This is a genomic window from Luteolibacter yonseiensis (assembly GCF_016595465.1).
GTDB lineage: Bacteria > Verrucomicrobiota > Verrucomicrobiia > Verrucomicrobiales > Akkermansiaceae > Luteolibacter > Luteolibacter yonseiensis.
In genome coordinates this window covers 35,115-48,646 of sequence record NZ_JAENIK010000008.1, presented here as the reverse complement: position 1 = coordinate 48,646, position 13,532 = coordinate 35,115, and the positions used below count along the sequence as shown (strand labels likewise).

The window sequence follows — 13,532 nt, the reverse complement described above, 5'->3', positions numbered from 1 at the left end:
GATTACTCATTGGTTAGAGCGATCCGGAGATCGCCTCTCCTTGATGGCGAAGCAGGGCAAATGGGTGGGCCGTAGTCCCACCCTCCTCAAGCCTCCTTCGCCACCTTCTTCGCGGCCACCTTCTTCACGGGCCTTGGCGGGAAATCGAAGCCGATCTTTCCGTCTTTGGGGTCGAAGGTGAGGTGGGCGTCGAACTTGCGTTTGGTGCGGTTCGAGACGAAGCCCTTGAGGACGTCGGTCTTGCCGGTGGAGATGAGCTTGAGGACCTGCTCGGTCGGGATCTCGCACTGGAGGATGGCCTTGCCGATGCGGATGCCGTGGGGGTCCTTCTTGGTGACGATCTCGGGGACGTGGTAGGCCTTGTCCGTGGCGTAGACCTTGTAGCTTTGGCCATCCGCGGTCTTCGCCTCACCGATGAATTGTTCTTCGGTGAGCTCCGGCGGGCCGTCGCGGTCGTCGCCTTCGAAGACGAAGTTGATCTTGAACTTGGCGTCCATTTCCAGCGCCGCGTCGAAGGGTTTGTTGAACTTCGAGCGGAAGCCGGTGAGGGGCCCGACGTGTTTGGTGGTGAAGAGCTGGATGGCCTCTTCCTCGGTGAGGAGGCGGCCGGCGATGTGTTTCTTCGCCTTGAACTTGCACTCCGGCTCGCGGCATTCGTAGGTGGCCTCGGTCTGCTTGAGCGAGGCCGCGCCGCACATGGGGCAGGGGACCTGCAGGTCGGGGAAGACCTCGCTCTTCGCCAGATCCGCTGCGTGGCGGGCCTTGGCGCAGATCTCGTTGGTGTAGGAGATGATCTCCTTCATGAAGTCGCTGCGCTTGAGCAGGCCCTGCTCCATCTGGCGGAGCTTGAACTCCCAGTCGCCGGTGAGCTTCGGTGAGTAGAGTCCCTCGATCTCCATCTCGCGGACGAGGGAGATGAGGCGCATGCCGCTGCCGGAGACGAAGAGGTCGCGGCCTTCGCGGGCGAGGTATTTCTGGGAAATGAGTCCCTCGATGGTGGCCGCGCGGGTGGCCGGAGTGCCGAGGCCGCGCTCGGCCATGGCCTCGCGGAGGGCTTCGTCATCGATCAGCTTGCCAGCCCCTTCCATTGCGGAAAGGAGGGTGGACTCGGTCATGCGGGCGGGTGGCTTGGTTTCCTCGGCGAGGACTTCCACCGGATCCGCATGGGCGGTTTCTCCCTCGCGGACGGGAACGAGCTCGTCCTTGCCCGCGGCGACGCCGGGGCGGCGGCCGTAGACCTCCAGCCAGCCGGGTTTCACCAGCACGCGGCCTTCCGTCTTGAAGCAATCCTGTGCGATGCGGCTGAGGCGCGTCGTCTGCTCGAACTCGGCGGAAGGATAGAAAACGGCGATGAAGCGCTTCACGATCATGTCGTAGAGCTTCTGCTCCGCGTCGCTGAGCTTGGCGAATTTTCCGGTCGGGATGATGGCAAAGTGGTCCGAGACCTTCTTGCTGTCGAAGACACGGCGGGATTTGTGAAGGCGCGGGCCTTTTTCGTCGCTGCCGGAGAGCACGGCTTTCGCGTATTTCGCCACGTCCAGGTCGCTGTTGCCGATGTCCTGCATCGTTTCGCGGACGTTGCCGGTGTAGTCCTCCGGCAGATACCGCGAATCGGTCCGCGGGTAGGTGATCATCTTGTGCTTTTCGTAAAGCGCCTGTGCGAGCTGGAGCGTGCCCTTCGCGGAAAAGGGGGCTTCGCGTTGCAGCGTGGTGAGATCGTAGAGCTGTGGGGAAATCTGGGTCGCCGCCTTCTTTTCTTCCGTCACCTTGGCGGTCTTGCCCTGGCAACGCGCCTGGATGTCCTCGGCGGTCTGGCGGTCCCAGATGCGCTCGGCCTTGGCGAGAGGCTTGGTCTCGTCCTTCTTCCACGCCTCGTCGATCCATTTGCCGAGGTATTCCCCGGAATCGACGCCGAAGGTGCCGTGGACCTCGAAATACGGGGTCGGCTTGAACGCCTGGATCTCCGCCTCGCGCTGGGCGAGGATGGCGAGCGTCGGCGTCTGGACGCGGCCGGCGGCGGTGATGTTGAATCCACCGTGGCGGGAATTGAAACAGGTGAGCGCGCGGGTGGCGTTCAGGCCGACGAGCCAGTCGGACTCGGAGCGGCACTTCGCGGCGTCGGCGAGCGGCTTCATCTGCTCGCCGGTGCGGAGGTTTTTCCATGCCTCGAGGATGGAGTCGCTGGTCATCGACTGCATCCACAGCCGTTTGACGGGCTTGTCGATCTTGCCGATTTCCATGATGTAGCGGAAAATCAGCTCACCCTCGCGGCCGGCGTCGCAGGCATTGACGATGAGATCCACGTCCTTGCGCTTGGCGAGCTTGAGCACCTGCTTGAGGCGGGCCTCGGAATCCGGGATGGGATCCAGCTCGAATTTGTCCGGAATGGCAGGCAAGACGCCGAAATTCCATGGGAGTTTCTTGCCGTTCGGTCCCATCGGCATGCGGAGCTCGACGAGGTGGCCGACGGCGGAAGTGATGACGGCTGAGTCGTTTTCGAAAAAAACATCCCGTCCCGAGCCGTTCTTTTCGAACTTACCGAGGACCTTGGTGAGGACCTTGCTGAGGTCGGTCATGACGCTCGGTTTTTCGGCAATGATGAGTGTTTTTCCCATGGTGAAAATGTGCCGTCCGGCGGCTGTTGGGTGAGGGACTAGGCTGGCACGGGCGGATTTGGCAAGCCGATAGGTTAGCTTTTTTGCAATGGGGGTGGGGAGGGTGGTCCTGTTTTTTGATAACGACGCCCGCCGGAGCATGTGTCTCCAAAAGCAAAAAACGCACCCGCCAGGACAATTTTCCCGGCGGGTGCGTGATGATCGATCGGCCGGTGCCCGGCAATCAGGCGGCGGCCGTCTGATTGACGCCACTGGTGGCGATCTTTGTCAGCAGATGGTCCGCGTTGCCCTCTTCATCAAGGGTTTCGGTGAGCAATTTCACCGCTTCCTGGTACCCGAGGCGCTGGGCGAAGGCCCGTATCGTGCCGTAGCTGGCGATCTCATAGTGCTCCACCTTCTGGGCGGCGGTGATGAGCGCGGCGTCCAGTGCGGTGGAGTCGGCATACTCTTCGGCGAGTTCGTCGGCTTCCTTGAGGAGGCCTTCCATCGCCGGACACTTTTTCGCCCGGGCGGTGAGGCCGAGTCCCTTGAAGATGGCTTCGAGGCGTGCGACGTGGTTCTTGGTTTCCCCGGTGTGGGTGACGAAGGCGGCGGAGAGCTGCTCGTCCTGAGCGGCCTTGGCCATCTTCGGCAGGGCTTTCACCAATTGTTTCTCCGCCCACAGGATGTCACGGAGCTGGTCCACGAGCAGGTCGTGGAGTTCGGTGTCGGAATTCGGAAGTTGGCTGGTCTTCATGGAGGTGGCTCTGGTTAGAGTTTCGAGATGGCATCCCGGATCTCTTCCTTCGTCTGACCGGTTTTCTTCTGGAGGCGGCCGAGGAGTTCGTCCTCCTTGCCTTCTTCGAAGAGGAGATCGTCGTCGGTGAGGTCCGCGTATTTTTGCTTCAGCTTGCCTTTGGTTTCGTTCCAGGTGCCTTTGATTTCAAGTTTTGTCATGGTCGTGATTGGTTATTGGGTGAAGCCACCCCATCCGATGGAGTGGCGGACGACTCCATCGCACGAAATCTGCCAAGGTTGCTGGTTCGATTTAAAGATCTTTGAATCAAGGAGTTGTTGCGATCAGAGGGAAGGGGCTTCACGTGTTTTCCCGCCTCCATTCGCGCAGAATGCAGTGGGGGAAAGAAGGGTTCGTGCATTTACGCCCTAGCGCCGCGCATACCGGAACCCGGGAAAGGCCCGGACCAGCCGTCGCATTTCCAGCTTCATCAGCGTCGCCGTGACCGTGTGCGCGGGCAGGCCGGTCCGCTCGATGATGAGATCCACCGGGGACTCGTCCGCCGTGACTCCGGCAAAAACAGCGGCTTCTTCTTCCGGCAGTTCCGGGAATTCTCCAGCGGGCTCTGTCATGCCCGCCTTGCGGGCGAAGGGGAGTTCGCCGAGGTCGTCGAGGATGTGCGAGGCATCGGCGACCAGCGTGGCCCCGTCGCGGATGAGTTGGTTGCAACCGGCGGAACTTGGTTTGTCGATCGGACCCGGCACGGCGAAAATCGGTTTTCCGTATTCGGAGGCGAGGTTCGCGGTGATCAGGGAGCCGGACCACGCCGGACACTCGACGACGAGGACCGCGCGGGCCCACGCGGCGACGATGCGGTTCCGCATGGGGAATGTCTGCTTGTCGGGGGAGGTGTGGATGGAGAATTCCGAGACGACCGCGCCGTGGCCGTTGGCGATTCTTTCCGCCAGCGCGAGGTTTTCCGGTGGAAACAATTTCCCGAGTCCGGACCCCAGCACGGCGATGGTGCGCCCCTTCGCGGCGACGGCGGCCTCGTGCGCCGCGGTGTCGATGCCGCGGGCCAGTCCGGAAACGATGGTGAATCCGGACTGCGCGAGCTGGTAGGAAAGTTTCTTCGCCGCCTGCACGCCGTAGTTCGTCGTCCGCCGCGAACCGACCACGCTGATGGCGTGTTTGTCGCGGGGCTCCAGTTTGCCCCAGACATATAACAGCAGCGGAGGATCGTAGGCGTCCCGCAGCGGTGTCGGGTAATCGTCATCCGTCTGGATGATGATGGAAATGCCACGCTCCTCCGCCTCGCGGATCTCGGCCAGCGGATCCGCGTGATCCTGCCAGTTGTGGAGGATCTTCGCCGTTTCCTCGCCGATGCCGTCCACCCGCATGAGCCGGTCCTTGGCCGCGCCAAGGATGTTCGCGGGCTTGTCATCGAAGGCCGCGAGCAACCGCCGGACCCGCACGGGGCCGATTTTCGGCAGCAGGTTCAGCGCTACAATCGCCTCACGGTCGGTCATCATGCCGCCACGCTGAAGGGAACTTCCACCTTCGTCAAAACCACATTCCTTCATTCATGCGGGGATTCCGCTATGATCGGCGGCGGCCTCCACGTATGTCATTTTCCACCGATGAAATCCGTCCTTCTCCGCAGCCTTCTCGTCCTCTCACTCGGCATTTCCTCCGCCTTCTCCCAAGCACCAACTCCGAGGCCGAATCCCGCGCGCTTCGTCGGTGAGATCACCGCCTTCGCCAAGCAGCCCGCGGACACGGGAGGCATCGTTTTCACGGGCAGCTCGAGCATCCGGCTCTGGCCGCGTTTGAACGAGGATTTTCCGGGACTGCCCATCGTCAACCGAGGTTTCGGCGGCAGTGTGGCGAACGACCTCATCGTTTACTTCGAGACCGTCATCACCCGCCACGCACCCAAGCTCGTCGTTGTTTACACAGGGGGCAACGACCTCCACGAAAAGCTCTCCGTCGATGAGGCGCTCAACGATTACACCTCGTTCCTCAAAATGGTGCACGACCGCTTCCCGCAGACCCGCATCATCCTCACCTCCGTGAAAATCGCCCCCAGCCGCGATTTGGAAATCCCCAGCGTCCACGCCCTCAACGTCCGCCTTCAAGCATGGTGCACCGACAAGAACTGGCTGCGCTACATCGACTGCACGTCCTATCTCGCCGATCCACAAGGCCAGCCCATGGTATCCTTCTACCGTGACGACCGCCTCCACCTGAGCGACGCCGGTTACGCCCAATGGAAATCGATTCTCGATCCGGTGCTCCGCGAGGAGTGGGCGAAAGCGGGAGTGCTCTGACCGGAGTGCCTTGGCGGGATTGCCCTGAGGCCTGTAAATTTTCCGCACTTTTTGAAAGAAACGGCTGGTCTTTGCGTTTATTGCGATTGAGTCTCAATTGCGATGCCGCGCTAGATCTGAATGCCTTTCCGTAAAATCATCTTCTGGCTCCATTTGATCGCGGGTTTGATCGCGGGGGCGGTCATCGCCGTCATGTCGGTGACGGGAATCGGCATCGCGTTCGAAGAGGAGATTCTCAAATGGTTCGACCGCAAGGTCAGCAGGATCGAGGTACGACCGGCATCTGGGGAGAAGCTGCCATTGATGGAGCTGAAGCAGCGCGTGGAGTCCGCCCGCCCGGGGTTCCGAGTGACTTCGGTGGTGATCCACCGGGATCCGACCCTGGCCTGGGAGTTTCACGCGGATGGCGATGGGCCGCTTTATGTCGATCCCTATAGCGGAGCGACGAACGACACCCGATCCCACGGGGCGCATGAAGTCATCCACAAGCTGGAGGAGTGGCACCGCTGGCTAGGTGACAAGGATGGCCAGGCATCGGTCGGGAGGCTCGTCACCGGTGTCAGCAATCTCATGTTCGTGGTGGTCTGCGTGAGCGGGCTCTACCTGTGGTTTCCACGCAGTTGGGGACGGCGGGCGCTGCGTCCGTTGGTCGGTTTGAAATTCGGCTACAAGGGCAAGGCGCGGGATTTCAACCTGCACAATGTTTTCGGTTTCTGGTCGTTGCCCGTGCTGCTGGTGCTGGGGGGGACGGCGGTGGCGATTTCCTTCGAGTGGGGCCACCGTCTGGTGTTCACCGTGGCGGGCGAGGAGGCGCCGAAGTCCCGGAACTATGGAATGATGTTTGTGCCGCCGCCGGTCGTGCCGGTGCCATCGGAAGGAGCGGCACGCCTGCCGCTGGATGAGGCCTTCGCCCGGGTGGCCACGGCGTTTCCCGATTGGAAATCCATCTCGCTGGAACAGTTTCCCGCCGTTTCGGGACCAGCGATCGAGCCGCTTGATTTCGGAGTGACGCTTCCGGACCACATGCCCAGCAGGGCCTACATTCCGGTGAAATCCGATCCCTTCACCGGTGGGATCCTGCAGGCGGTCCGCTTCCAGGACCGCAGCCCCGGATTGCAGGCGCGGGTTTGGATGCGCTTCCTGCATACCGGCGGTGCCTTCGGGCTGCCGGGCAAAATCATCGCCTCGCTCGCCTGCGCCGCCTCGCTGGTCCTCGTGTGGACCGGCTTCGCCCTGAGCTGGCGGCGGTTTTTCGGCAAGCGCCGCCGCAGCGTGCCCTCCGCATCTTCCCCGGATTTCCCATCACCATGAAAAGAAAACAAACCATCCCACTCCACACCACGAAAGCGGTGATTTTCAGTTACTGCCTGGCGGCGACCAGCCTCATGGCACAGACGAACCCAACCACCCTGCCCAGCATGGTGGTTGTCGGCGAAGCGGCTTCTCCGATTCTTTATCAGACGCAGTCGTCGTCCGCCGCGTTGTTCTCCGACGTCCCGCTGATCGAAACTCCGTTCAGCGTCAGCGTGTATGGCGAGCAACTGATCGAAGACCAGCGGGCGTTCACGCTCAAGGAAGTCCTTGAGAACGACCCGAGCGTGGCCATCCAGATGCCGGGCGGATTCTACGGCACCCAGAACCTGGCGCTCCGTGGCTTCCAGGTGGACAACTTCAACGGCTACCGGGTGGACGGGCTGCCGATGATCCAGACGGTGAGTCCTTACCTTGATGACAAATCCCGGGTGGAGCTGCTGAAAGGACCCGCCGCCCTGCGCTTCGGCTTCATGCCTCCGGGCGGTGCCATCAATCTGGTCCGCAAGCGTCCCACGCAGGAGTTCGCCACCAGCCTGAGCGCCGACATCAACACCTTCGGCAGCTTTTATTCGCAGGTGGATGCCAGCGATTCCTCGGCTGACGGCAAGTTCGGCTACCGCGTGGTGCTGGCCGACGAGGAATACGACAGCTTCTATGACAACGCGGATGGCGAGCGCAGGATGGGCTCGATCTTCCTCGACTGGAAGCCGACGGAAGCCGTGGACATCTGGGCTTCGTTCGGCGGGCAGAAGTCCGAACGCAACGGTTACTATGGACCGATGATCACCGCAAACGGCAAGGTCCTGGATACCGGATATAAGACCAACATCATGCAGGACTGGGCGTTCAACGACCAGGAGATCCTCGATGCCGCCATCGGCGCGGATATCAAATTCAACGAGGATTGGAAACTCCGCACCTCCTTCAACTATCAGGACACGAGCCGGGACTCCGCGCTGAGCTATCCGTATTCGGTGGCGGACGACGGAAGTTATACCGAAGGCGCGCTGTTGACGAACGAGCCGTTCGAGTGGGATTCCTGGGGTGCCCACGCCCATGTCGAGGGCGTCTTCGACACGGGATTCTTGAAACACAACGTGGTGGCGGGTTCCGAATACCGGACCTATGATTCCTACGGTGAACGTAGTTTCCCGGACGTCGGAGACAACGACGCCTTCGACCCGGTCGATCTTCCCAAGCCCGCTCCGGGACCGTCCCGGGTGATCGATGCCGAGTATGAGGAAACCTCGTTTTTCCTGACCGACACCGTGGAGTTCACCGAGCAATGGTCGGCCCTGGCGGGAGTCCGTTATGGCAAGTATGAGAACACGTTCGCCGGGGATCCCACCTCCGATGATTCGGTCAGCGAGTGGTCTCCCACGGCCGCCCTCATGTATGAGCCGGTCAGGAACGTCCATACCTACGTGACCTATGCCAAGGGGATGCAGGATGGCGGGTTCGCCGACCGTACCGCGGCGAACGCCTTCGCGCCTCTCGGCGTGCAGGAGTCGGAGCAGTGGGAGGTGGGCGTGAAGACGGAACAATTCGACGGCCGCCTCGCCGCCGAACTCGCCCTGTTCCAGATCGAGCAGGACCTGTCGATCATCGGTCCCGATGGGATCGACGCGTTCAACGGCCTCCAGCGTCACCGCGGCGTGGAGCTTTCCGTCCGTGGCAAGGTCACCGACCAGCTTCAGGCGGGCTTCGCCGCGATGCTCTTGGACGCAGAGCAGGTGGACACGGGAATTCCCGAGAGCGATGGAAAGACGCCGCAGTATGTGCCGGAATACCAGGTGAACCTCTGGTCCGTGCTGGAGATCCCGCAAGTGCCGGGTCTCGCCCTGACCGCCAACGTCCGCTTCGTGGACAGCCAGTACCTCGACCAGCAGGAAGAGTTCGCCACGGACAATTATACCGTGGTTGATCTCGGCGCCCGCTATCGTTTCCAAGCGGCGGACGCGGATTGGACCGTGCGGTTGAAAGTGGAGAACGTTCTGGACGAGCGTTACTACGAATCCGGCGAATACTACAAGGGAGATGCCGGCTATCTGGCATACGGCTCGCCGGTTGCGGCCACGCTGTCCCTGCAGGTGGATTTCTGAATGGTCCCTGGGAACGGATGTTCCTAAAACTCCCTGCGGCAGCCGGTTCGCCCCGGCTGCCGCGGCTTTATCAAAACCCTCTCATGACCCCTTCCGATCCGATTCCCTTTCCGCTTGAGATTTCCTCGGTGGTGAAAACCTTCAACCAAGGGCCCGTCCGGGTGCGCGCGCTCGATGGCATCGACCTGCGGATCAAGGCGGGCGAGTTTGTCGCGATCATGGGCGCGTCCGGTTCGGGGAAGAGCACGCTGCTCCACGTGATGGCCGGATTGACCGACGTGGACTCCGGCAGCGTGACGGTGGAGGGGAAAAACCTCGCCTCTTTCAACGACGCCGCGCTCACCCGCTTCCGCCGCGACCGCATCGGCCTGGTGTTCCAGGCCTTCAACCTGATCCCGGTGCTCACCGCAGAGGACAATGTCCGCCTGCCGGTGATGGATCGTGCGGACTCGGGCCTGCGGGCGAAGGCGCTTTTGGATCGGCTGGGCCTGCTCGCCCGCCGCAAGCACAAGCCGGACGCCCTGTCCGGTGGCGAACAACAGCGCGTCGCCATCGCCCGCGCGCTCATCGCGGATCCCGCCATCGTGCTGGCGGACGAACCGACAGGCAGCCTGGACTCCTCCACGGGGCAGGATCTCTGTGGGTTGTTGCGTGGGCTTTGTTCCGACGAAGGACGGACGATCGTGATGGTCACCCACGAGCCCGCCGTCGCGATGTGGGCGGACCGGGTGGTGGTGCTGAAAGACGGCCGCCTGCTCACCGAATTCCCGACTCCCGCCGGCCACGACCCCGAGGCCGTGGCTCTCGCCTACCAGAACGCGCTGCATGGATCATGAGAACCTCGCTCCGCCTCGCCGCCGCCTGGATCCGGGAACATCCCATGCGGCTCACCCTTACCTCGCTGGCCACCGCCGCCGCGGCCGCCATGGTGGTTTGGGTGGTGAGCGGTTATGACGCGATGCTCGGCACCTTTGACAAATACTCCGATCTCGCGCTCGGCCGTTATCCGCTCTCCGTCGCGCCGATCCAGCACTTCAGCCAACAAGCTCCCGGAGCGATCCCTTCCCACGCCGAGAAGCACGTTCCGGTGGAACTCCTCGCGGAACTGAAGGCGGATCCCGCCGTGGCCGCCGCCGATGCGATGTGGGCGCTGCGGGAAAAAGTCGTGCCGGTGGTCCCGGAGGGCGGCGAGGTCATCCCATGGAAACGCATGCCGGACGCCCGGCTGCTCGCCACGGACGCACCCGCTCCTCCCTTCGATCTCGCGGAAGGCCGCTGGATCGACCCCGCCCGCCCGGATCTGCCCGAAGCGGCGATGAGCGTGGAGGCCGCGCGAGGAATGAATCTTGGCATCGGCGGGCAGGTCGTCATCGGCAGCGGAGAAAAAGCCCGCACGCTCACCGTCGTGGGACTTGTCGCGACGCCCGGTGTGGAAGGATGGAGCGCGACGGTCGCCGGATCCCAGCTTCTCACGCCATCCGTCGGCGGGGTTTTCGTGCCGACCGGACTTGCGGAAAAGATCGCGGGCAGGAAAGCGGAGATCAGTTTCATCGGTGTGAGCATGCGGGAGGGGGCTGACTTCACGAGATTCCGCTACGCGTGGTCGCCGAGGCTTGCCGCGCTTCCAACGCCGGGCCAGTTCCAGGAAGCCCACGACATCGAGGAGGCTCTCGATGAAAGCGCGTCCGCCGACAATGTCCGCATGCAGGCGCACATGGCGACGGTCGTCTCGATGCTCGCCGCGCTTTTCATCATCTTCAGCACGCTGAACATGGGAGTGGGCGAGCGGGTGCGGCAGCTTGCCATCCTGCGTGCTGTCGCGCTCACGCGGGCAGAGGTCGGAGTCATCGTCGTTTTCGAGGGACTGCTGCTCGGCACCATCGGATTCGTCGTAGGTTGCGGGGTGGGGAAAGTCCTGATGGACCTTGCCGTGCGCAACGCGCCGGAGCTTCTGGAGGATGGAGCGGTGGTGGGGCGGAACAGCCTCCTGCTCGCCGGGGTGTGCTCCTACGGCGGCGCGCTGCTCGCCTCGCTATGGCCTGCGATCCGCGCGATGCGGGTGCGACCGGTGGATGCCATGGCCCCTCCGCCCGCCGTGGCGCGGCATGGCGTTTCCTGGAAGCCGGTCATCGCGGGCCTGCTGCTGGTCGGCGTGTATCCATTTCTCGCTTTTGGTCTCGATCATCACGATGACCGTCCTTTCGTCACCTTCATGTTCATCGGCCTCGCCACGCTGGCGGCGGGCTGCCTGTTGCTGGCTCCCACCATTGTCCGGGCGGTGGACCGGCTCGGCGGCCCCATGGTGGCCCGGCTGCTGGGGGTGCCGCGCGAACTGCTGGCCAGCAGGATTTCCGGCCATCTCGGACGCACCGTGTCCACCGCCTTCGCCATGACGGTGGGGCTCGGCCTCTACACCGGCATCCAGGTGTGGGGGCATACCATGCTCAGTGGTTTTCTTCCCGGTCCGTGGGCGCCGGACGCTTTGATCGGTTTCCGTCCCGAAGGTATCCCCTTCGCGGACGCGGAGAAGGTCGCCGGCTTTCCCGGGGTGCTGAAAAGCCTGCCGGTCATCGTCGAGCAACCGCGCCTGAAAGAAGACCTCACCCACAGCGCGGACCGCGCCACCGTCGTGCGGCAGGACAATGTCGTCCTCGTCGGCATCGATCCCGCCAAGGCATTCGGCGGAGGTGATCCGCTGATCCCCTTCGAGTGGGTGGCGGGCGACAAGGAGGAAGCCATCCGGCTCATGGCGACCTCTCGCGCCTGCATCGTGCCGGACCATTTCCTGCGCGAGGCGGATCTGAAAGTCGGGGATTCATTCGAGCTGGTCCCCCCGGAAAATCCGGAAACTCCGGTCCGCTACACCATTGCCGGGGCGGTGAGGATGCCGGGCTGGCACTGGCAGACCAAACCGACGGGCATGCGCACCCGCACCCACCGTTCCGCCGCGCTGGTGTTCGCCGACCTGCCACGGGTGGCGGAGGATTTCCGCTTCCGGTCCGCCTCGCATGTCTGGATCGACTACGACGAATCTAGTACCAATGCGGGCGTTCTCGTGGAACGGGCCCGCGGGCTTTACGCCAGCTCCCTCGGTCGCGAGGTCGTCACCGGCGAGGCGAAAAACGCGGAACCCCACGTGCTGATCCATACCATCGCGGACATCCGCGCGCTGGTCCACGGCCACGGCACCGCCTGGCTGTGGGGGCTCAGCCGCCTGCCGCTCGTCGTGCTGGCGATCACCGCCGTCGGTGTGCTGAACGCCTTGCTCGCCTCCGTCCGCTCCAGCCGCTGGGAAACCGGCATCCTCCGCTCCATCGGCATCACGCGCGGCACCATCGTGCGGCTGGTCATCGCGGAAGGCATCCTGATCGGGCTGGTCGCCTGCGTGGTGAGCCTTTCCTTCGGCATCCTCGCCGGGTGGTGCGGCGCGGGCATTTCCCGCCATGTCAGCTTCTTCGGCGGGATGACCCAGGAGCTGGTGATTCCGTGGTTGCCGGTCCTGGCGGGACTCGGAGCGGTGCTGCTCCTCTCGTCGCTGGCGGCCGCGTGGCCCGCTTTCTCCCTCGGCAAGACCAGGCCTCTAGACCTGCTGCGGCAGGGACGTGGATCGTTCTGAACATCATCCCCCGTATTGGGGAGTTTCCCTTTTTGCCATTGCTTCGGGTCGTGCCGCCGGGTCTTTGATGGAGGGAAGTCACATGCCGACGAAACTCCTTGTCCTTTTTCTGACCCTCGCCGCCGGAAATGCCATGGCCGCCCCGCGCGTGTGGACCTCCACGGACGGGCGCGAGCTCACCGGCACATTTGTGAAGGCCGACGCCACGACCGTCACCGTGACGCGGGACAACGGAAAGTCCGTGACCATCCCGCTCACCCAGCTCACGGCGGACGATCAGAAATTCGTGACCACCCGGCTCGCCGAACTGGAGGCCGGGAAGGCCGCCGCCGAGGAGGCGGCGAAAAAACCGAAGGGCTCCATCACCTACAAACTCTCCGATGGTTCGGAAAAGTGGCCGGAGGATCGGAAAAAGCGGATCGTCGATGCCATGGAGCAGGCCATCGGGTTCCTCAACAAGCACGGCGACTTCAAAAAGGAGGTCATCGCCAACAACTCGCCCGGCACGCCGACCGCCGACGCGAACATCGGCGGCTGGATCAACTGGGGCGGCAGCATCAGCCGCCGGGTGGCCATTCATGAGATCGCCCACACCCTCGGCATCGGCACCGGTGACAAGTGGATGGAAAACATCAAGGAGGGCAGGTGGACCGGGAAACACGCCATCGCCCAGCTCCAGGAGTTCGATGGCAAGGACGCCGTGCTCCATGCCGATCGCCAGCATTTCTGGCCCTACGGTCTGAATCAGGACAGCGAGTCCAGCAAGGAGAACGACCTCCGCCACATCAAGATGGTCCAGGCGATGCGCAAGGACATGGGGATGAGGTGATGTGGCGGGAG

General features: G+C 63.1%; 10 protein-coding genes. 6 read left to right on the top strand and 4 right to left on the bottom strand.

The window, feature by feature from the left end:
• Positions 1–86: 86 nt before the first annotated feature.
• The 4 genes from topB to dprA form a co-directional block, all read right to left on the bottom strand.
• Complete coding sequence (gene topB, locus JIN84_RS06495) at positions 87–2,615, bottom strand: DNA topoisomerase III (protein ID WP_200350222.1); 2,529 nt, start codon at positions 2,613–2,615, stop codon at positions 87–89.
• 223 nt (positions 2,616–2,838) lie between these two features.
• The gene (locus tag JIN84_RS06490) at positions 2,839–3,351 is read right to left on the bottom strand and encodes a YciE/YciF ferroxidase family protein (RefSeq protein WP_200350221.1); all 513 of its coding nucleotides are present in this window, start codon (positions 3,349–3,351) and stop codon (positions 2,839–2,841) included.
• 14 nt (positions 3,352–3,365) lie between these two features.
• Positions 3,366–3,551, bottom strand: a complete 186-nt coding sequence (locus tag JIN84_RS06485) for a CsbD family protein (RefSeq protein WP_200350220.1) — start codon at positions 3,549–3,551, stop codon at positions 3,366–3,368.
• A 207-nt stretch (positions 3,552–3,758) separates the two neighbouring features.
• Positions 3,759–4,862, bottom strand: a complete 1,104-nt coding sequence (gene dprA / locus JIN84_RS06480; RefSeq protein ID WP_234043242.1) for a DNA-processing protein DprA — start codon at positions 4,860–4,862, stop codon at positions 3,759–3,761.
• A 108-nt stretch (positions 4,863–4,970) separates the two neighbouring features.
• Between dprA and JIN84_RS06475 the strand changes: the two genes are divergently transcribed.
• The 6 genes from JIN84_RS06475 to JIN84_RS06450 all read left to right on the top strand — a co-directional run bounded on the left by JIN84_RS06475 (position 4,971) and on the right by JIN84_RS06450 (position 13,521).
• Positions 4,971–5,660, top strand: a complete 690-nt coding sequence (locus JIN84_RS06475; RefSeq protein WP_200350219.1) for a GDSL-type esterase/lipase family protein — start codon at positions 4,971–4,973, stop codon at positions 5,658–5,660.
• 120 nt (positions 5,661–5,780) lie between these two features.
• Entirely contained in the window at positions 5,781–6,971 is a 1,191-nt protein-coding gene (locus tag JIN84_RS06470; protein WP_200350218.1) for a PepSY-associated TM helix domain-containing protein, read from the top strand.
• The gene (locus tag JIN84_RS06465; protein ID WP_200350217.1) at positions 6,968–9,076 is read left to right on the top strand and encodes a TonB-dependent siderophore receptor; all 2,109 of its coding nucleotides are present in this window, start codon (positions 6,968–6,970) and stop codon (positions 9,074–9,076) included. The genes JIN84_RS06470 and JIN84_RS06465 overlap by 4 nt, the downstream gene beginning before the upstream one ends.
• A gap of 83 nt (positions 9,077–9,159) precedes the next feature.
• The gene (locus JIN84_RS06460; protein ID WP_234043241.1) at positions 9,160–9,912 is read left to right on the top strand and encodes an ABC transporter ATP-binding protein; all 753 of its coding nucleotides are present in this window, start codon (positions 9,160–9,162) and stop codon (positions 9,910–9,912) included.
• The gene (locus tag JIN84_RS06455) at positions 9,909–12,692 is read left to right on the top strand and encodes an ABC transporter permease (protein WP_200350215.1); all 2,784 of its coding nucleotides are present in this window, start codon (positions 9,909–9,911) and stop codon (positions 12,690–12,692) included. The genes JIN84_RS06460 and JIN84_RS06455 overlap by 4 nt, the downstream gene beginning before the upstream one ends.
• A gap of 82 nt (positions 12,693–12,774) precedes the next feature.
• Positions 12,775–13,521: a hypothetical protein gene (locus JIN84_RS06450; RefSeq protein WP_200350214.1), complete on the top strand. Its 747-nt coding sequence runs from the start codon at positions 12,775–12,777 to the stop codon at positions 13,519–13,521.
• Positions 13,522–13,532: the final 11 nt, after the last annotated feature.

Excerpts from the sequence above, each read along its gene's own strand:
- topB (WP_200350222.1), bottom strand. The coding sequence starts at position 2,615 with ATGGGAAAAACACTCATCATTGCCGAAAAACCGAGCGTCATGACCGAC.
- JIN84_RS06490 (WP_200350221.1), bottom strand. The coding sequence starts at position 3,351 with ATGAAGACCAGCCAACTTCCGAATTCCGACACCGAACTCCACGACCTG.
- JIN84_RS06485 (WP_200350220.1), bottom strand. The coding sequence starts at position 3,551 with ATGACAAAACTTGAAATCAAAGGCACCTGGAACGAAACCAAAGGCAAG.
- dprA (WP_234043242.1), bottom strand. The coding sequence starts at position 4,862 with ATGATGACCGACCGTGAGGCGATTGTAGCGCTGAACCTGCTGCCGAAA.
- JIN84_RS06475 (WP_200350219.1), top strand. The coding sequence starts at position 4,971 with ATGAAATCCGTCCTTCTCCGCAGCCTTCTCGTCCTCTCACTCGGCATT.
- JIN84_RS06470 (WP_200350218.1), top strand. The coding sequence starts at position 5,781 with ATGCCTTTCCGTAAAATCATCTTCTGGCTCCATTTGATCGCGGGTTTG.
- JIN84_RS06465 (WP_200350217.1), top strand. The coding sequence starts at position 6,968 with ATGAAAAGAAAACAAACCATCCCACTCCACACCACGAAAGCGGTGATT.
- JIN84_RS06460 (WP_234043241.1), top strand. The coding sequence starts at position 9,160 with ATGACCCCTTCCGATCCGATTCCCTTTCCGCTTGAGATTTCCTCGGTG.
- JIN84_RS06455 (WP_200350215.1), top strand. The coding sequence starts at position 9,909 with ATGAGAACCTCGCTCCGCCTCGCCGCCGCCTGGATCCGGGAACATCCC.
- JIN84_RS06450 (WP_200350214.1), top strand. The coding sequence starts at position 12,775 with ATGCCGACGAAACTCCTTGTCCTTTTTCTGACCCTCGCCGCCGGAAAT.